Origin of the sequence: Salimicrobium flavidum (genome assembly GCF_900156645.1) — a bacterium.
GTDB classification, from domain to species: Bacteria; Bacillota; Bacilli; order Bacillales; family Halobacillaceae; genus Salimicrobium; species Salimicrobium flavidum.
Genome location: NZ_FTOC01000005.1, coordinates 33875 through 53468 on the forward strand (window position 1 = coordinate 33875; position 19594 = coordinate 53468).

Sequence of the window (19594 nt, forward strand, 5' to 3'; positions counted from 1 at the left end):
TGATTTGCTTCAGGAAGATTTGACTCTGGCTTCCTGTTGCACTCTTTTTTTATCTAAATGATTGTTTTTCAGGAACATATAAAAAGAAGCACTGAATATAATCACATAACCGATGACACTGAGGAGAGTAGGGATCTGATCGAACAGAAGGATACTGAGCAGTGCCGAATAAACGACTGTGGAATAAAAGAATATCGATATCTCACTCGCCGGAGCGAATTTATAAGCTAGCGTTACCCCGAACTGTCCCACAGTGGCGAAGACGCCGGCAAGCAACAGGAACGTCCACTGGGTCGCACTCATCGGTTCATAGAAAAGCACCGTGAATGGTAGCAACAGAACAGTAGTGAAAAACGAAAAATAAAAAACGACGGTATAGTACTTTTCTTTATTCCCGAGTACACGGAGCATAGTATAAGCACCAGCTGCGAAAACAGCTCCAAGCACACCTACGATATAGGGGAAGATCTCCACCGAAAACTCAGGCTGTATTATGAACAGGGTTCCGATGAATGCGATGAGAATCGAGATAACCTGATATCTTCTGGCGTGTTCTTTCAGAAAGAGCGCTGAAAAAATAATCAGGATAAACGGGCTCAATTTATTCAACATTTCAGCATCGGAAAGGACGAGATTATCGATGGCGTAAAAGTTCAGTACTATCCCTACAGCACCGAGGGCTGAGCGGGACATCAGCAATTTCTGGTTTTCTTTTTTGCCGAACAGTCGCTCTTTGTGCCAAAGTACGACGCCGAGTGTCAGGAGAGCTGCAACGATATTACGGAAAAATGCTTTCTGTATGGTCGGGACATCTCCCGATAGTTTGACAAAGGCTCCCATCATTGAAAAACCGAGAGCGGATATCAAAAGTAGAAATATGCCTTTATTACGGTCAGACATGGAATTCCCTCCTCTTCCCTTATCCTTTCAAAAAAATCACTTTTACTATCCTAGTACAAAAAGGGGGAATTGGAAAGGGAATTGCATTCGTCTTCACGTATCAATATTTCTTAACAAACGAAGGAACGATCTTTCTTGTTAATGTTCGTTGACCGATGAACAGATACAGGGCCAATACTGAAAACAAAAACGGAACAGATACCAGGAGAGGTTGCATGCCGGGAAGCTGCCATACAAGGATGAGCACGGGTGCGATTACCAGAGCGCTCAGGAATAGAAGAAAGAGATTGATGAAACGATGCTGGAACACTTCCTCTTCATTCGACCATCCGAGTTTAGGCTCATTCATATCAAGACCTACTCCAATCACAGAAGTGACAAGAAGAATCATATACGAAAGCAGAAGCCAACTGCCCCATAAAGGAAAAGATAACGGAAGCATAACACCGAGTATGATACCGAACAGAGTGAGCGCGAATGAAGGCACGCTCCAGGCTACTGCAATTTTGCTTTTCAGGAGTTCCGAGAAGGTGATAGGGAAATAGCGAAAATCCAAGAGCGATTTCCCATCTCTCGAAAAGGCACTTGTAGCTGAAGTGCTAGTAGCTCCGATGACAGCTGAAAAAGCCAGCATCAGGGCGAGGGTCGTATTGGCTTGCAGTTCACCCGCCCCGTCGCTCCAGGCGGAAAAGGAGCTGCTTGAGTCGAGAAACAGTAATACGAGTAGAAACAAAGGAGCGAAGAACTGATGTCCGAGAATCTGTGTGAAGAAAACGGGTGTACGTACGATCGTTTTGATATCTCTCCAAAAGATGGAAATTAGGATGCTTTTTTGTTTTCCCGTCTGTTTTTTCCGGGTCTTTAGAGAGGAACGGACCCCGCTTGAGAGACCACGGACCCCTTTGAAATAAAGTGTTTCGCTGAAATAGAGAAACAGTAATACTCCACCAGTTGTCAGTAGTAAAAAACCTGTCAAAGCAAGTGTTCCTCCGGTGCTGAACGGATCTGCAAGGGCCATGGCAGCAAGTTTTGCATTTGGAACGTAAGCGGTGACCCAGGAAAGCAATCCTCCTTCTTTGAGCATGGGAGTAAGCACATCTTCATTAGGACCTTCGTCATTTTGTCGTATCATGATATTGATGAACAATACGAAAGCCAATGAAAAAAATCCTCCGAGTGCTTTCGCGCGGTCTTTATATTTTGAAATGTTGATAAAACGCATGATGAACATGAGAAAAGAGGTCACAAAAAGAAATGGCAGAACCGGGAAAAGCACCCAGATGATGATAGCGAAAAGGAAGAAGAAAGCACCGCTACCCGCTTGAAGCATATACATAAACAGAAAAGGAGCGGTGACGAAAAGGTTCCAAAAGTAGGCTGTTATTAAGGGAGAAGCAGCTTTCCCGAGCATGATCTGATATGACCTGAGGGGTAATGGCAGGTAAGACTCCACATTTTCTGACAGGTAAAATGAGCTGATGGCAGGAACGAAAGTGGTGACGATTATCAGGGTGGTGGCCATGAGAAAAATGATGCCGAGCAGCCCTGCTTCATTGCCAGTAGCAGAAAGCGTAGTAAATGTGTCTTTGAATAATGCATAAATCAAGTTGTAAAAAATGATTGCTAACGGAATGGCAAGTATAAACCCGAGTCCCCTCATGCCGTTCCCTTTTTCTTTTCGGAAGAACTCCATTTTTATAATGATTTCCATAAGGATATAAGTTTTACGCATGCCCGGTCAGCTCCAAAAACAGACTTTCGAGATTTTTACCTTCTTGGAATTCTTCTTTCAGTTCATGCATTTCCCCCTGAAAACGGAGGGAGCCCTGGTCAATGATAGCCACTTCATCACATAGTTGTTCCACGACTTCAAGTACGTGTGAAGAAAAAAACACGATCTTTCCGGCATCCGCTTGTTCCCTCATCAATTGCTTTAAGACATGGGCTGATTTTGGATCGAGCCCCGTCAACGGTTCATCCAAAATCCATACGTCCGGTTGATGTATGAGAACACCACAAAGAACTGTTTTTTGTCTCATTCCATGAGAATATGTATGTATCTGGTCATGAAGTGCTTCGTCCAAATCAAGTAATTTCGCATAGTATTCTATTCTATCTTTCCGTTTTTCTTCGCTTACATCATATATATCTGCGATAAAATTCAGATATTCAATACCTTTTAACCGAAGAAAAGAGTCCGACTTATCCGGAACGTAACCGAACTGAAGTTTCGTCTCCAAAGGTTCTTTTTCAATATCTTTCCCGTTGATGGTGATGTGACCTTCATCCATGGGAAGGATGCCGGTCATCATTTTAATGGTCGTGGATTTACCTGCGCCGTTCGGACCAAGGAATCCAAATATTTTACCCGGTTGTATTTGAAGATCCAGATGATGAACAACTGTTTTGCCAGCATAGGTTTTGGTTACTTCGCTTAATTCGATCATGGAAAGCTCCTTTTTGATTGGTATAGGCTCTGTAGATGTTTATGGATGTGAAAAAGAGAAAGGTGACGATTCCAGTGCTGTTTGCGGAAATCGTCCGCCTGGAACGCTCAAAAAATCAAAAGCAGGTTTAGCAGAGCTTTAATATTATACGAATTCAGTGTGTGATGGTTTCAATTCAAGCCTTGATATTATAATATAAGTAATGGAATAATTGTTCAAAACAAAAAAAGAATGATAGAGAGTGGACGAAGAAAGGATGAGAACTATGATTAAGCGGAAAAGCAAAAGAGAAATCGAGAAGATGAAAGAAGCGGGCACACTCCTCGCTTCTGTTCATAAAGAGTTGCGCTCCTTCATCAAACCGGGAGTGACGACTATGGAGATTGAACAATTCGTAGAGCGGTATCTGAAAAAACACGGAGCTACAGGAGAGCAAAAAGGCTACCAGGGCTATGAATTCACGACGTGTGCCAGCATTAATGATGAAATTTGTCACGGGTTCCCAAGGAAAGAAAAGCTTGAAGATGGAGATATCGTCACAGTGGATATGGTCGTCAATCTGAATGGGTTTCTTGCGGATTCTGCCTGGACGCACTCTGTCGGCACAATCAGTGAGGAAGCTCGTAAGTTGATGGACGCTTCGAAGACAGCCCTTTACAAAGGAATTGAAGCCTCCCAGGTCGGTAATCGGATCGGGGATATCGGTCACGCCATCCAAACCTATGCAGAAGGAGAGGGGTATTCAGTGGTCAGAGAATTCACGGGTCACGGTATTGGTGAATCGATTCATGAAGACCCTTATATTCCTCATTTCGGTGAACCTGGGAAAGGTTCCCGTTTGAAAGAAGGGATGGTCATCACTATTGAACCGATGATCAATATTGGCCCGTGGCAGAGCAGAATGGATGATAACCAGTGGACGGCGAGAACGGTCGACGGTTCCCTTTCAGCGCAATATGAGCATACGATCGCAATCACTAAAGATGGCCCGCTCATTCTGACGGAGCAGGAAGAATAGAGTCAGGAAAAATAAATAGAACCATCCGACGTTCGGGTAGTCCATGCTACGAGGAATTTTTTCTTCGAAGGGGTCTGTCCGGGCGTTTTTTACGTTATCATCCAAGTACTGTGAACGTGTAGTGGGGATTCCTTGATGGTAAGAAGAGAAAGGCAGTGACTCCCGCAGGAAATGAAACGATGAGAGACTTCCGTAGTGAAAAAAGAAAACTGCTTGCTCAGCAGTTATTTTTGGACATTGGCCGCTTGAGGCCCCCGTCTACCTTCTTCTATTTCAAATGTGACATATTGACCCTGTTTGAGTGTTTTGTACCCTTCTTCGTTGATGGCAGAAAAGTGAACGAAAATCTCCTCCTCTTCTTCTTCTGTTTCAAGGAAGCCGAACCCTCTGTCGTCGCTGAACCATTTTACACGCCCTCTGGTCATAAGCTGTCCTCCTTTTTCGCGTAACGTTGATGGTAATAATTTTACCATTTTATGCGTTAAATAGGAATGGCTATTTTTTGTTTTTTCAGAAAAAATGTATGTTTATGGAAATTTGATAAAAACAAAAGCTGAGATTCCTGTAAGTCAGGAAGCTTCAGCTTTTGTTTCAGACTTTTTTGTCAATGTCTTCCCAGTGAAACCATAAAATATGGTTAGTAAAGGAGAGAGGAGACAGAAAAAAGCGAATGGCAAGTACTCAAGCACCGGAACTCCGAGGACACCCGAGAGGAAGACCCCGCAGACACTCCACGGTACGAGAGGGTTGATGACAGTCCCTGCATCCTCGAGCGTACGGGAGAGGTTCTTTTTCGCCAGTCCTACTTTATCATAAACATCCTGGAAAGCTTCTCCGGTCAGGAGGATGGACAAGTATTGCTCTCCTACGGAAATATTGATACCGATTGCTGTAAAAGCGGTGGCTAGCGTCGCTGACCGTGCTGTTTGTAACCCTTTCTGAAGGTTCTGAAGAATGCTCGGTATGATTCCTGTTATAAATAGAAGCCCACCGAGAGTGAGAGCGAGAATGACGATGGAAATAGTAAAGAACATTCCATTCATTCCGCCGCGTGAAAGCATTTCCGTTACGGCTTCATTTTGCGATTCTATTTGGAATCCGTTGAACCAGGAGCCGAACAGTGCACCCCATCCCATCGTACCGCGCAGCCCCGCAATAATCGTGGCGGTAATGCTCGTCACGGAGAGAGAAATGAATGCTGGTCGTTTTGTAACGGTGAAAAACACGAGAACGATCAGCGGAATCCAGGAACTCCAATGAATCAGACCGGTTTCTATCAGACCTTCCTCAAAAGAGGAGAGGGCCGCTTCCTGATTGGCTCCCGGAGAGAGAAGTGCGAACAGGACAAATGTCAGGAGAAAAGCGGGAATGGTCGTCCACATCATATTTTTTATATGCTCGAACAAATCCACTTTTACTACTGTCGAGGCCAAATTCGTCGTATCTGATAAGGGGGACATCTTATCTCCGAAGAAAGCTCCGGAAACAATCGCCCCGGCCATAATCGCCATTGAAAGATCCATGGACTGGGCTACTCCTATAAATGCTACCCCTACTGTCGCGGCGGTCGTGAAGGAGCTGCCAAGGGCGACTCCGGTGATGGAGGTGATAGCAAACACAAGAGCAAAGAGCCACGGTCCGCCTGTCAGTGAAAAAGCTATGTCCATCAGGGCAGGAATCGTACCGCTTGCCATCCAGCTGGCAATCAGAATGCCGATGATGAAAAATAACAGCACAGCGGCCATTCCTGACTGTGCTCCTTGAATCATTCCATGTTGAAGTTGATCAAACGTGAATTTTTTCGTTAATCCATAAGCAATCAGAATGAGTATACCTATGAGAATAGGAGTGTGAGGACTGCTTTGGAGTCCGATTATAAAGAAACTTATGACGGCGATTACAAATAAGAGCATGGTGACGGATTCTGCCAGACCAGGCAATTTCTTGGGTTGCAAATGAAGCATGAGGGAGCTCCTCCTTTTTTAAAATGGACGTAACTTTTTCGCTTGAACGCTTTTATGTAATGAAGAATATGGTGTTACTATAGAGCAGCATACCAGAGATGTCAACGGGAAAAGTTAATTCTTTCTCATGTCGAAATATTTTCTTTCGTGTATAATAGTAGGAAATTTTCCCTGTAAAAAGGAGGGGTAGGATGGATACATATAATGAAACTGTTCTTATGCCCGGGAAATCCGATATGTTCAAAAGAGGACTCGCGGCAGGATCCCCTATTGTTCTCGGTTATATACCGATCGCTTTGACTTACGGGGTGCTTGCTTATCAGTCAGGCCTCTCGTTGTTTGAATTGACGTTTATGAGCGTCGCAGTATTTGCGGGTGCAGCTCAATTTCTCGGTGTTTCCATGGTTGCGGCAGGGGTAACGGCAGCTGAAATTATCATAGCGGTGTTTGTGCTGAATTTCCGTCACTTCGTTATGAGTCTGTCATTTGTGAATCAGATGAAGGGGCACGAGAGAAAGAAACAACTCCCCCTCACATTTCTGCTTACAGATGAGACGTTTGCGATTTCATCTATTTATAAAAAAGAGGCGAAAGAAGCTCATGCTTTCTGGTTTTACGGAGGCATTATGCTCGCGGCGTATAGTTCGTGGGTAGTCGGCTCGTTAGTAGGTGGGCTGCTCGGAAATGTAATGCCTTCTGCACTCAGTGATAGTATGGGGATTGCTCTTTATGCCATGTTCATCGGACTGCTGATTCCTTCCTTTAAAAACTCGTTTGCGGTGATGGTTATTGCTGTTGCAGCGATGGGAATCAATACTATAGCTCAGTGGGCAGGACTCACTTCAGGCTGGGCCATTGTTGCAGGAACGATTCTGGGCGGTTTTGCCGGAATATTCGTATTACCGGAAGAAGAGGAGGGGGAAGAATGATATTGTGGGCGATTGCAGGAATGAGTATCGTTACCCTCCTGCCGAGGATTGTTCCGGTGTTCATCATGGATCGGTTGAATCTGCCGAACTGGGGAAGAAGATGGCTTGCTGCTATACCTTATGCAGCGCTCGGCGCTCTCATTGTACCTGGTATATTTACAGTGATCGAAGGGAAGCCGTGGATAGGTCTGGCAGGGGGAGCGGCAGCTGTTGTTACAGCATGGCTCCGTGCCCCTATTATGGTAAGCGTATTGATCGCTATTATTACTGTGTTACTATTGAACGGAATTTAGCCGTGATAAGGCTCGGTATGGATATGGGCGTAAGAAATATGATGATTTTTCTCCAGAAGTATTTCTATTTCGTCTGTAATATCGTGAGCCTGTTGTACCGTGATTTCCGGTGCTACCAGAATGGTGGCATCGACAAGTGTTTCATTTCCCTGCAATCTAGCTTTGACATCTTCGACTTTTTTCACCTCGGGGTGTGTCCGGATGGTAGCTTTGATCTCAAAGAGTTCTTCTTCATCGAAACCGTCTGTCAAAAGGTGGGTAGCGTCTGTGAAAATGTCCCATGCGGTTTTCAGAATAACGATTCCTACGGCAATAGCTGCGGCAGGATCGAGCCAGAGAACACCTGATATGGTACCGAAAATACCTATCGCTGCCCCTATACTCACAAGCGCATCCGAACGATTATCTTGAGCCGCCGCGAACAAAGCGCGGCTTTTCGTTTGTCTGGATAGCCTCAAGTTGAAGCGATAGACCCCGTACATGAGGAAGGCCGCGACAATAGCTGTCCAGCCGGTGAGCATCGAAGGCTCATTGAATTCCCGGTTGACGATTGTTTCCCCTGCACCGAGCAGTACTTCTACCCCGATTGTAACCATAATGAAAGCGGCGATGAGCGAAGAAATCGTTTCTGCTTTTGAGTGACCGTAATGATGGTCGCTGTCGGGAGGTTTCTTTGAAATACGTAACCCTATAAGAACTGCAAGAGAAGCGATGATGTCAGTCGTATTGTTCAAGCCGTCTGCTCGCAGTGCATCGGAATCGCCTATTTCGGCTATAATAAGTTTGACCACTGCTAGTATGAGATATGCAATGATGCTGACCCAGGCACCAAGCTCTGCTTTTTTTTGTAGATTATTTTCCATCGGATATGTCTCTCCTTACCGTCTTTTCATCATAGCAAATATACGGTTTTCAAGCTAATCGGAAACGATAAATAGTAACCCGGATCCGGAATGAAAGATTAACCGTCTATTATTCCGGGTATTTATATGGAAGAAGAGGGAGGGATCTTTAATGATGAGAGAAACGATCGTCATTGAAGGAGAAGTCGAGGGCATGAAATTCGAAAAGTGTTTGGATGTTTATGTCGAGGACTGGGAAGAGGTTGAGAAGGCTATACTACGTTTTTACGGCACAGAAGTCGAGTCATTTGTAGAGCTTACTGTGGAAAAAGGCTGGACGAACTGTTTCTGGACGTATGATATGAGAAATGAGCTTTCGATTGTGTAATCCAAAATATTTCGGTATCGAGTTATTTTAATTTGAGATTTATTTATTAAGAGTATATAATGATTCTTAGAGTCAACTTAAGAAATTTAAAATAAGTGAATGGATTCAAGGAGGATTTATTTATGACAACGAAATTAGCGGTTATTTATTACAGTTCTACCGGTACGAACTACAAGATGGCGAAATGGGCCAAAGAAGAAGCGGAAAAACAAGGTGCAGAGGTGAAACTTGTACGTGCTCCTGAACTTGCTCCAATGGAAGCGATTGAGCAGAACCCTGCGTGGAAAGAGCACTTCGAAGCTACGAAGGACGAAGTACCGGAAGCCAAGGTGGAAGATCTTGAGTGGGCAGATGCAATCATCTTCAGTTCACCGACCAGATTCGGTAACGTTCCGGCTCAAATGAAGCAATACTTCGATATGGCTGGTGGATTATGGGCACAGGGTAAACTGATCGATAAGGTAGTAAGTGCTATGTCCTCTGCCCAAAACCCTCACGGCGGACAGGAAGCGACGATTCTCAATATTTACACGACGATGTATCACTGGGGAGCGATTGTCGTTTCGCCAGGGTATTCCGATGATGCGATCTTCGCAGCAGGCGGGAACCCTTACGGTACGAGTGTGAGCGTTGATGGAGAAGGAAATATGAAAGAAGATGTAGAAGGTGCTGTACGTCACCAGGCAAAACGTACTTTGGAAGTGGCGACGAAATTGAATCAATAATACGAAAAAAGCCGGCAGAAGATATTTTTCATTCTGTCGGCTTTATTATGTTTTAAGGAAGTGTATGCGGGTATAATATAATATAATTAAATATTCAGAAAATTGTTGCTAAATCTTTCGTTTTCTTGCATAATGGAAAAAAGAGTTGAGGGGGTAATCCTATGAGGAAGCAAAAGAGTGTGTACGTCCTTCGTCGTTTCCCGTCTTACAGAGGAAAAAATATTACTGCCAAACGTGAATTGTCTTATGGTATCAAGCTAGCCTCCCGATTGTTCCTGGATCAAATGGTCTATGAGTTTAATAAATCCCGTCTTGATGCTGCTATCAATGAAGCTATCGATAATGAAGACAGAGAAGCATTTGAAAGACTTTCTGTTCACTATCAGCCTTATACTTGGGAATAACAAAATAGTTCGGTCAATAAAAAGTGTACCTGTGATAATACGGGTACACTTTTTATTGTTGCTGAGTCCAAAGCTTTGCCTCCATTATGTGATATACAAACAGGGAAAAACCGTGATATAGTGGTAAAAGAATATTTTTACATAAGGAAGGTACATATAAATATGAAAGTATGGATGAGTTTAGTGATTTTAAGTGCGTGTCTGATTATTACAGGATGTAATCAAGAGGAATCCCAACAAAGCGATAAACAATCTGAAGATGCTGAAACGAAAGAGACGCAGGTAGAGCCGAAAGAAGAGCCTGAAACGGATACTGCAGATAGAAAAGTCTCTGAAGATGGCAGTATGATTGAAGTGGAAGACCCGGAGCGGATGGATGTAATCGTGAATAAGCAGCGCAAACTTCCAGAGGGCTATGAACCTCCGGATATGACAGTGCCGGAGGTCCCTTTTTCCTTCGAGGAGTTTCACCCTAAAAAGCAGATGAGAGAAGAGGCTGCTGGAGCTCTCGAGGAATTGTTTCAGTCAGCTGAAGAGGAGGGGATGAATCTGGTTGCGGCTTCCGGTTATCGTTCTTATGAACGCCAAAAGACTATATATGAAAATTCTGTCGCTCAAAACGGCGAAGAATACGCCAACCGATATTCCGCAAAGCCAGGTACCAGTGAACACCAAACCGGACTCGCTATGGATGTAACCTCCCGAGAAATGAACTTTCGTCTCGAACAGTCCTTCATCGATACGGAGGAAGGGAAGTGGCTCGAGGAAAATGCGCATCGCTTCGGATTTGTGATCCGTTATCCGGAAGGAAAGACGGATATTACGGGATATGCATATGAACCGTGGCACTTGCGTTATTTAGGGGAGGAATTAGCAGGAAAGGTTCACGAGCAAAACAAGACATTAGAAGAATTCTTCGGTTTATACCCGACTAATCAATAGAAAATAATCTACTAGAAAACTCCCGGACAATTGTGCTGACCCGGGAGTTTTTCTGTGCAATTAAAGTTACAATGCCAGACCGATCCGTGCTTTGTGATAGGAAGGTGAAGTTATTTCACGGAAGGCTACATCCGTCACATCAGTAACAGGAGCTTTCTTTCCGTTCTCCGGCAGATAGTCCACCTCTTCCCTAAGAGGCCCCTGCTTCTCTTCGTCCGGCAAGTACGTCGGACAAAGAATAACCCAGTCTCTGTCTTCGTTACTAAGGTAATTGAAGACTTTTTCGTGTTCTTCTGCAGCAAAGGTGATTTTCCGTTTCGATTCATTTGTCTGGTATCTTAGTTTCCCGTCCTGGTTTCGACTGTTCAAAATGCCCGCAGTTCCTATCGTTACGATCCGCGGAATGTCATATTCCTTCATCAGGCGGAGACATAGGGGGGCGAAATCCGACAAAGTAGTCGTTTTATCTGTGCTGAGCGCGCTGAATATAATATCTGCACCCATTAATGTTTGGCGAAGAGAAGACTCATCCAATGCATCCCCTTCTATAGTCGTAACTTTTTTATCGAGCATGCGGTCTGCTTTTTCACTGTTTCGGACAAGGGCTGAAACGGTATGTTCTTTAATAAGGGCATTTGCGACCATACTACCGACGCGCCCGGTTCCACCAAGTATTGCTATGTGCATAGAAATCCCTCCTTCTCTCTGTTGATTCCCTGAACCGTCGGGCGTTAAGCTTTTTCGGTATATTTCTGACACGTTTTCGATAAAAACGTGATAGTTCCATCGAAAGTTGATACAATTAACAGGAACCATTTTAAGGGAGGGACCAATGAATGGATTATCGTATCGAAAAAGACACCTTGGGTGAGATGAAAGTACCGAAGGAAAAGTATTGGGCTGCTCAGACACAGCGCAGCAAAGAGAATTTCCCGATCGGGGACGAAAAAATGCCGAAAGAAGTAATCGAAGGATTTGCCATTCTGAAAAAAAGTGCTGCTCTTGCTAACGAAGAGCTTGGCCTTCTGGAAAAAGAAAAAGCGGAAGCCATCGCCCATGCAGCTGATAGAATCGTGAAGGGGGAACTGGATGAGCATTTCCCACTTGTAGTGTGGCAGACAGGAAGTGGGACGCAGTCTAATATGAATGTGAACGAAGTTATTGCTTACGTCGGCAATGAATGGTTGGAACAAGAAGGGAAGGAGACTCGCCTTCATCCGAACGACGACGTAAATAAATCTCAGAGTTCCAATGATACGTACCCTACGGCTATGCACGTAGCGGCTGTACGTAAAGTGGAAGATGTACTGTTGCCGGCTTCTGAACAATTGAAGAAGACGTTGAAAGAAAAAATGGAAGCGTTTGATGAAATTGTGAAAATCGGCCGTACACATTTGCAGGATGCTACACCTTTGACATTGGGACAGGAAATCAGTGGTTGGCATAGGATGCTTGAAAAAACAGAAAAAATGCTTTCAGAAAGCATTACATATGCAAAAGAGCTGGCCATCGGAGGAACAGCTGTAGGAACCGGATTGAACGCTCATCCGGATTTCGCGGAAAAGGTCGTATCTTTCATCAATAAAGATACTGGGAAGGATTTCGTTTCCGCTCCGAATAAGTTCCATTCCCTTACCTCTCATGATGAGCTGGTTCATACCCATGGAGCTGTGAAAGCTCTGGCTGCAGATATGATGAAGATTGCGAATGATGTCAGGTGGCTCGGAAGTGGTCCGCGCTGTGGTATCGGCGAAATCACGATTCCTGCAAATGAACCTGGAAGTTCTATCATGCCAGGCAAGGTCAATCCTACACAAAGTGAAGCGGTAACCATGGTAGCTGCACAAGTGATGGGGAACGATGCGACGATCGGTTTTGCGGCGAGTCAGGGGAATTTCGAACTGAACGTATTCAAACCGGTGATCGCTTATAATTTCCTTCAATCTTCTCAAATTCTTGCTGACAGTATCAGAAGTTTTGACGAGCGTTGCGTGAGAGGCCTGGAGCCGAATATGGAAAAGATCGATGAATATTTGCGTGATTCACTGATGCTCGTAACAGCACTCAATCCGCATATTGGATATGAAAATGCTGCTAAAATCGCCAAAACTGCTTTTGAAAAGAGTCAGACTCTGAAAGAAACAGCGGTGGAACTCGATATTCTGACAGAGGAACAGTTTGAAGAATATGTGAATCCGAAAGAAATGACAAAACCGAACGCCAAGTAGTTTCAATACTATGGGCGGGTCCAGGTGAAAAATGACACTTCTATTTAAAACCTGCAGAAAAACCATAGAGTTTCTCTGCAGGTTTTTTGCATAATAAAACACAATAATGCATAAATACTTCCTGGCGCAATGGATTATCCGGCCCCCGTAAAAATTTTTTAAATTTTAATGATAGCGATTACATACTTGTGCATTCAAAGTTCTATCGAAATAGGTGAAGTTGTACTACGTGCAAAATAAGTGATTTTATACTATAATTATGCGATACAATGAATTAAACAGAATTTTTCTAAATTTAAACATTAATATCTTTATCATATTTAGGAGGTTTCGGGTATGGAAAAACGAGGTTATCCTGCACCGCAGGGACTGTATCATCCAGATTTTGAACACGAAGCTTGCGGTATCGGAATGATTGCGAACATCAACGGTTCGAAATCACACGATATCGTAAAAAACGCAGTAACTATATTGTGTAACTTGGAACACCGCGGTGGCCAGGGCGCAGATATCAGCACAGGAGACGGAGCTGGTATCATGACTCAAATCCCCCATTCATTTTTCGAAAAACAATGTGAAAAAGAAGATATATATTTGCCGGAAGCCGGGAAGTACGGAGTAGGAATGGCTTTTCTTCCTAAAGACCGTGATGCGCGGAGAGAGGCGAAGAAAATATTTGAAGACCTCGTAGAAAAAGAGGGGCAGGAATTCCTTGGATGGAGGACGGTGCCGATCAACGCATCTTATGTCGGAGATAACGCCAAAACGACAATGCCATTCATTTCACAAATGTTCATCGCCCCTTCTGAAGATGTGGAGACCCGCATTGAACTGGAACGTAAACTATATATTATTCGTAAGCAGGCGCTTAAAGCGTTGGAAAAAAGTGAAAAATTCAAGGAATTCTATATGTGCAGCCTCTCAACGACTACGATCGTCTATAAAGGGATGCTTATACCTGAACAGCTGGATTCCTTCTACATCGATTTAAACCACCCTACTTTCAAAACTGCATTTGCAATGGTCCATTCCCGTTTCAGTACAAACACTTTCCCTTCCTGGAAAAGATCCCATCCTAACCGCTACACTATTCATAATGGTGAGTTCAATACGCTTCGCGGAAACGTGAACTGGATGCGCGCGAGGGAGAAGATGTGTCAGTCTGAAGCATTTCAGGATGAAGAACTTCAAAAGATTCTTCCTGTCATAGATGAAGATGGAAGTGACTCTTCCATGTTTGATAATGCACTTGAATTCATGTATTTATCAGGAAGGTCTTTGGCTCATTCCGCTATGATGATGATTCCTGAACCATGGGCGAACGATGAAACGATACATCCGACGAAGAAAGACTTCTATGAATACCACAGTACGCTTATGGAGCCATGGGACGGACCTGCTGCTGTCTGTTACACAGACGGAAAGCAGATAGGAGCATGTCTGGACCGTAATGGTCTTCGTCCTGCGCGTTATTATGTGACCAAAGATGGAATGATCGTTCTCGGTTCAGAGGTCGGAGCGCTGGATATATTCGCGGACGATATCGAGTATAAAGATCGTCTGCATCCAGGGAAGATGCTTCTCGTCGACCTGGAAGAAGGACGTATTATTCCTGATGAAGAAATCAAATTGGGTATCGCTTCCGAAAAACCTTACCGGGAGTGGTTGGACGAGAACAAATATGATCTTTCCGATTTCCCTGAAGCGAAGCAGGAAGCCCCTGAAATAAAGGTGGACAAACTGATAGAGCATCAGCTCACGTTCGGTTACACGACGGAAGAACTGAATAAGATCATCAAACCACTTGTTATGGAGCAGAAGGATCCCGTAGGTTCCATGGGGTATGACTCACCACTTGCTGTGCTGAGTAAAAAACCTCAGCTTCTTTACAATTACTTCAAACAATTATTTGCTCAAGTAACGAATCCGGCCATCGACGCCATCCGTGAAAAAATCATTACCATGGCAGAAACGACGATCGGTAAAGAAGGAAGTCTTGTAGATCCTAAACCTGAGAGTTCCCGTCATTTGAGATTAGAGACACCTATACTCACAAATGAACAGTTGCAGCAAATCAAAGAACAGTCAGTCGAAGGTTTTGAAACAGAGACGCTTTCCATTCTCTTTGATGTGAATGATAAAGACCTTCCGATGAAGAAAGCGATGGATCGTTTGTGCGCCGAAGCGGATCAGGCTGTGGAAAATGGAAAGGTATTCCTTGTCCTTTCAGACCGGGGGATTGATGAAAATCACGCAGCTATCCCGGCTCTACTTGCTGTTTCCGGTCTTCACCATCATCTGATCCGTCAGGGGGACCGTACGAAGGTCAGCCTGATTGTTGAATCGGCGGAGCCGAGAGAAGTCCATCACTTTGCAACGCTTATCGGATATGGAGCAGAAGCGATCATCCCTTATCTTGCCTATGAAACGTTACGTGACCTTGTGGCGCGCAAGGAAATCCCTGATTCGACCTACGAAGAAAGCGTGATTCAGTACGTCAAGAGTGTTACCGACGGAGTGGTCAAAGTGCTTTCGAAAATCGGTATCTCTACCATTCAGAGCTATCGGGGAGCGCAGATATTCGAAGCCGTCGGTATCAGCTCTGATGTCATCGAGAAGTATTTCACAAGAACAGCTTCCAGACTTGGAGGCATCGGTCTCGAGACGATTGAAAGAGAAGTGCGCATGCGTCATAAGAACGCTTTCGAAGAAAAACGCATCGACGTTAAATATCTAGACCCGGGTGATGAATTCCAGTACAGAATGAACGGGGAAGATCATCAGTATAACCCGCAGACGATTCACACACTTCAACGTGCGGCACGTACGAATGATTATGACCTTTTCAAAAAGTATACCCAATTGCTGACGGATGAAACGAGTAACCTGCAGTCTCTTCGTGGATTGATCAAGTTCAAAGATCGTACATCCATTCCGCTGGATGAAGTAGAGCCGGTGGAAGAGATTGTGAAACGGTTCAAAACCGGAGCTATCTCCTATGGAGCAATTTCTCAGGAGGCCCATGAAGCGTTGGCTGTTGCTATGAACAAGCTTGGAGGTCGAAGCAACAGTGGTGAAGGCGGGGAATCCCCGGATAGATATCATCCTGATGAGGACGGTTCATCCCGCCGCAGTTCTATTAAACAGGTGGCGTCTGGACGTTTCGGTGTGACAAGTCATTATCTTGTAAACGCTGATGAGATTCAGATCAAGGTTTCTCAAGGAGCGAAACCTGGAGAAGGTGGACATCTTCCCGGTAAGAAAGTGTACCCGTGGATTGCTGAAGTCCGTGGTTCGACTCCGGGAGTGGAGCTCATATCTCCGCCTCCTCACCACGATATTTATTCGATCGAGGACTTGGCCGAGCTGATTCACAACCTTAAGAACGCCAACCCTCAAGCACGTGTCAGTGTCAAACTTGTTTCCGCCGTAGGAGTCGGGACGATCGCTGCAGGTGTAGCCAAAGGACGGGCTGACCTTGTACTGATAAGCGGCTATGACGGGGGTACCGGTGCTGCGCCACGTACAAGTATCAAGCATGCTGGTATGCCGTGGGAAATCGGTGTTGCTGAAACCCACCAGACCCTACTGTTGGACGGTTTGCGCGACAGAATCACCATAGAGACAGACGGAAAGCTGATGACCGGACGCGACGTCGTAACAGCTGCATTGCTCGGAGCTGAGGAATTCGGATTTTCGACAGCGCCTCTTGTCGTCCTGGGCTGTATCATGATGCGTGTGTGTCATTTGGACACCTGCCCAGTCGGTGTCGCTACGCAGAACCCTGAGCTCAGGAAGAAATTTATCGGGGATGCGGATCATGTTGCCAATTTCATGCGCTTTATTGCAGAAGAAGCCCGTGAACTTATGGCTGAGCTAGGTTTCCGTACTATGAATGAAATGATTGGACGCAATGACGTTCTCGAAAGAAAAGAGGAGATCGATCATTGGAAAGCTAAAGATGTAGATCTTTCTGCGCTACTCTATCGTCCTGAAGTAGGCTCGAATGTAGGGCATTATTCTCAGGTAGAGCAGGATCACGGATTGGAAAAATCTCTGGATGTTCAAGAATTACTGCCGCTTTGCAAAGAAGCCATCGAAACTGGTAAACCAGTGGAAGGTACCGGTTCAATCCGTAATATTCACCGGGTTACCGGAACGATACTCGGAAGTGAAATTTCCAAAAAGTACGGGGAAAAAGGACTTCCTGAGGATACGATCCGTCTTAAATTCAAGGGATCCGCAGGACAGAGCTTCGGTGCTTTTGTTCCTCGTGGAGTGACCATGCGCCTGATCGGTGATGCGAACGACTATGTCGGCAAAGGACTCTCAGGCGGGAAAATCATCGCCCATCCGTCTCCTCGCTCTACGTTCAAAGCAGAGGACAACATCATCGCCGGAAACGTCTGTTTCTACGGAGCTTCCGGAGGAGAAGCGTATCTCAATGGTAAAGCCGGGGAACGTTTTGCAGTCCGGAACAGTGGAGCCAGACTTGTTGTTGAAGGAGTAGGGGACCATGGCTGTGAATACATGACAGGCGGAAGAGTTGTTGTACTTGGGGACACCGGCCGTAACTTTGCGGCAGGGATGTCCGGAGGCATCGCTTACGTATTGGATGAAAAAGATACATTCAGTAAAAAGCTGAACAAAGAACTTGTCCTTTCTGAAGCGATCACGGACGAGGAAGAAGAGCGGGAGCTTTATGCCCTTATAGAAAGTCACGCAAACTATACCCAAAGTGAAAAGGCTCAACGGATCATTGATAACTGGGAAGAAATGCTTCCGAGATTCAAACGCGTGATCCCTGTAGCATTCCTTGAGATGAGAAGTCGGATCGAAGGCTTCAGAAGCGAAGGTAACGATAAATTCGAAGCTGAAATGAAAGCATTCGAAGCGAGCCAAAAGAATGAAGAAGAACAGCTTACAGAAGAAGAAGAAAAGGAGGAGGAGTATAATGGGGAAGTCGACCGGGTTCATGGAGTATGAACGACAGTCACGTCCTGAACGTGATCCGCAGGAAAGAGTGAAAGACTGGAACGATTATACGCTTCCTATGTCAGATGAAGCAGCTCAAAAGGAAGGGGCCCGTTGTATGGATTGCGGGCTCCCTACCTGTCACACTGGTACAGAAATGGCTGGAGGGACTTCAGGGTGTCCTGTCTACCATTATATACCTGAATGGAACGACCTTGTTTATAGAGGTCAATGGAAAGAAGCGTTAATGAAAGCTCATGAGCAGAACAATTTCCCTGAATTCACCGGCATCGCATGTCCGGCTCCTTGTGAAGGAGCATGTGTGCTCGGCCTTAACGAAAACCCTGTATCTATCAAAGCGGTAGAACGTTCTATCGTCGAGAAAGGGTTTGAAAACGGCTGGATTGTTCCTGAACCTCCGAAATCCCGTACAGGTAAGAAAGTTGCTGTAGTCGGCTCAGGTCCAGCAGGCTTGACTGTTGCGGATCAGATGAATAAAGCCGGACACCAGGTTACGGTATATGAACGTGATGATCGCCTGGGCGGTTTGTTGACGTATGGCATTCCTGAAATGAAGCTTTCCTATGACATCGTCCTGCGTCGTATCAAGCTTTTGGAAAAAGAAGGGGTGACTTTCGTAACGAATGCGAATATCGGTAAAGATATCCCTTCCTCGAAGCTCGAAGAAGAAAATGATGCAGTCATCCTTTGTGGAGGCGCGGCGAACCATAGAAATATTGATGTAGAAGGACGTAATCTTGATGGAGTCCATTTTGCGATGGATTTCCTTCATGCAAATACAAAAAGCCTTCTTGATAACCACCCAGAAGACGGGGAGTATATCTCCGCGAAAGATAAAGATGTCATAGTTATAGGTGGAGGAGACACAGGTACGGACTGCCTCGCCACTTCGATGCGTCACGAGTGTAAAACACTCACCCAATTCGACATTTATGATCAGCGTCCTGAGCAAAGAGATGAAGCAACCAACCCTTGGCCGCAATACCCGGTTATTCACCGTGTTGAATATGGTCAAAAGGAAGCGGCGGCAGTTTTCGGAGAAGACCCTCGTGCCTATGCCGTCCAGACGAAAAAATTCGTCGGGGATGAAAATGGGCATATCAAAGAAGTCCACACGGTCAACGTAAAACTGAAGTTTGATGAACAGGGGAATAAATACCGTGAAGAGATTCCGGGTACCGAAAAAGTATGGAAAGCTGACCTCGTTCTTCTTGCGATCGGTTTTACCGGCCCTGAACAGGAATTGATCGAAGAAATGGGTATCGAAACGACGAAGCGTACGAACGTTAAAGCTGACCTCAACACCTATCAGACGAACAAAGAAGGTGTATTCGCAGCTGGTGATATGCGTAGAGGACAAAGCCTTATCGTTTGGGCAATCAACGAAGGAAGAGCAGCAGCCAAAGCGTGTGACGAATATCTGATGGGAGTTGCGGAACCTGTATAGTTCTTCTGCTTCTTCCGATTTGATATAGTCGTGCTCTGGTAATTATAGAAGACTTTGAAAATTTCATGGTTT

At 45.0% G+C, this 19594-nt stretch carries 17 protein-coding genes; 10 read left to right on the forward strand and 7 right to left on the reverse strand.

Features of this window, described 5'->3' with window-relative positions:
• Positions 1-9: 9 nt before the first annotated feature.
• The 3 genes from BW944_RS08330 to BW944_RS08340 all read right to left on the reverse strand — a co-directional run bounded on the left by BW944_RS08330 (position 10) and on the right by BW944_RS08340 (position 3347).
• Positions 10-900 (reverse strand): DMT family transporter, encoded by an 891-nt coding sequence (locus BW944_RS08330; RefSeq protein ID WP_076558616.1) that lies wholly within the window; start codon positions 898-900, stop codon positions 10-12.
• Between the two features lie 100 nt (positions 901-1000).
• Positions 1001-2632, reverse strand: a complete 1632-nt coding sequence (locus tag BW944_RS08335) for a putative ABC transporter permease subunit (protein WP_076558619.1) — start codon at positions 2630-2632, stop codon at positions 1001-1003.
• A complete protein-coding gene (locus BW944_RS08340) occupies positions 2625-3347 on the reverse strand; it encodes an ABC transporter ATP-binding protein (protein WP_076558621.1) in 723 nt (240 codons plus the stop codon). The genes BW944_RS08335 and BW944_RS08340 overlap by 8 nt, the downstream gene beginning before the upstream one ends.
• 265 nt (positions 3348-3612) lie before the next feature.
• Here BW944_RS08340 and map point away from each other — a divergent pair, with 265 nt between their 5' ends.
• A complete protein-coding gene (gene map / locus BW944_RS08345; RefSeq protein ID WP_076558623.1) occupies positions 3613-4365 on the forward strand; it encodes a type I methionyl aminopeptidase in 753 nt (250 codons plus the stop codon).
• A 224-nt stretch (positions 4366-4589) separates the two neighbouring features.
• On the opposite strand, the gene BW944_RS08350 is transcribed toward map, so the two are convergent.
• Together BW944_RS08350 and nhaC are read right to left on the reverse strand one after the other, a co-directional pair.
• Entirely contained in the window at positions 4590-4790 is a 201-nt protein-coding gene (locus BW944_RS08350) for a cold-shock protein (protein ID WP_076558625.1), read from the reverse strand.
• Positions 4791-4934: 144 nt separating this feature from the next.
• Positions 4935-6329, reverse strand: coding sequence for a Na+/H+ antiporter NhaC (nhaC, locus tag BW944_RS08355; protein ID WP_076558628.1), 1395 nt, complete (start codon positions 6327-6329; stop codon positions 4935-4937).
• Positions 6330-6520: 191 nt separating this feature from the next.
• On the opposite strand from nhaC, the gene BW944_RS08360 reads away from it, so the two are divergent.
• Positions 6521-7258 carry an AzlC family ABC transporter permease gene (locus BW944_RS08360; RefSeq protein ID WP_076558630.1) on the forward strand — a complete coding sequence of 246 codons (738 nt, stop codon included), beginning with the start codon at positions 6521-6523 and terminating at the stop codon, positions 7256-7258.
• Entirely contained in the window at positions 7255-7551 is a 297-nt protein-coding gene (locus tag BW944_RS08365; RefSeq protein ID WP_076558632.1) for an AzlD domain-containing protein, read from the forward strand. The genes BW944_RS08360 and BW944_RS08365 overlap by 4 nt, the downstream gene beginning before the upstream one ends.
• Here BW944_RS08365 and BW944_RS08370 read toward each other — a convergent pair.
• Positions 7548-8414 carry a cation diffusion facilitator family transporter gene (locus tag BW944_RS08370; RefSeq protein WP_076558634.1) on the reverse strand — a complete coding sequence of 289 codons (867 nt, stop codon included), beginning with the start codon at positions 8412-8414 and terminating at the stop codon, positions 7548-7550. The two genes, BW944_RS08365 and BW944_RS08370, sit on opposite strands and share 4 nt — an antisense overlap.
• A 151-nt stretch (positions 8415-8565) precedes the next feature.
• On the opposite strand from BW944_RS08370, the gene BW944_RS08375 reads away from it, so the two are divergent.
• The 4 genes from BW944_RS08375 (at position 8566) to BW944_RS08390 (ending at position 10852) form a co-directional block, all read left to right on the forward strand.
• Positions 8566-8781 (forward strand): hypothetical protein, encoded by a 216-nt coding sequence (locus BW944_RS08375; RefSeq protein WP_076558637.1) that lies wholly within the window; start codon positions 8566-8568, stop codon positions 8779-8781.
• A gap of 122 nt (positions 8782-8903) precedes the next feature.
• A complete protein-coding gene (wrbA, locus tag BW944_RS08380) occupies positions 8904-9506 on the forward strand; it encodes an NAD(P)H:quinone oxidoreductase (RefSeq protein ID WP_076558639.1) in 603 nt (200 codons plus the stop codon).
• A gap of 161 nt (positions 9507-9667) precedes the next feature.
• Positions 9668-9910, forward strand: a complete 243-nt coding sequence (locus BW944_RS08385) for an IDEAL domain-containing protein (RefSeq protein WP_076558642.1) — start codon at positions 9668-9670, stop codon at positions 9908-9910.
• Positions 9911-10072: 162 nt separating this feature from the next.
• The gene (locus tag BW944_RS08390) at positions 10073-10852 is read left to right on the forward strand and encodes a M15 family metallopeptidase (protein ID WP_076558644.1); all 780 of its coding nucleotides are present in this window, start codon (positions 10073-10075) and stop codon (positions 10850-10852) included.
• 66 nt (positions 10853-10918) lie between these two features.
• On the opposite strand, the gene BW944_RS08395 is transcribed toward BW944_RS08390, so the two are convergent.
• Positions 10919-11539 carry an NAD(P)-dependent oxidoreductase gene (locus BW944_RS08395; RefSeq protein ID WP_076558646.1) on the reverse strand — a complete coding sequence of 207 codons (621 nt, stop codon included), beginning with the start codon at positions 11537-11539 and terminating at the stop codon, positions 10919-10921.
• Between the two features lie 149 nt (positions 11540-11688).
• Here BW944_RS08395 and fumC point away from each other — a divergent pair, with 149 nt between their 5' ends.
• From fumC to BW944_RS08410, 3 genes are all read left to right on the forward strand, one after another.
• Positions 11689-13080, forward strand: coding sequence for a class II fumarate hydratase (gene fumC / locus BW944_RS08400; RefSeq protein WP_076558648.1), 1392 nt, complete (start codon positions 11689-11691; stop codon positions 13078-13080).
• A 336-nt stretch (positions 13081-13416) separates the two neighbouring features.
• Positions 13417-18066, forward strand: coding sequence for a glutamate synthase large subunit (gene gltB / locus BW944_RS08405; RefSeq protein WP_076558650.1), 4650 nt, complete (start codon positions 13417-13419; stop codon positions 18064-18066).
• Positions 18035-19522 (forward strand): glutamate synthase subunit beta, encoded by a 1488-nt coding sequence (locus BW944_RS08410; protein WP_076558653.1) that lies wholly within the window; start codon positions 18035-18037, stop codon positions 19520-19522. Before gltB ends, BW944_RS08410 begins: the two co-directional genes overlap by 32 nt.
• The last annotated feature ends 72 nt before the right edge of the window (positions 19523-19594 follow it).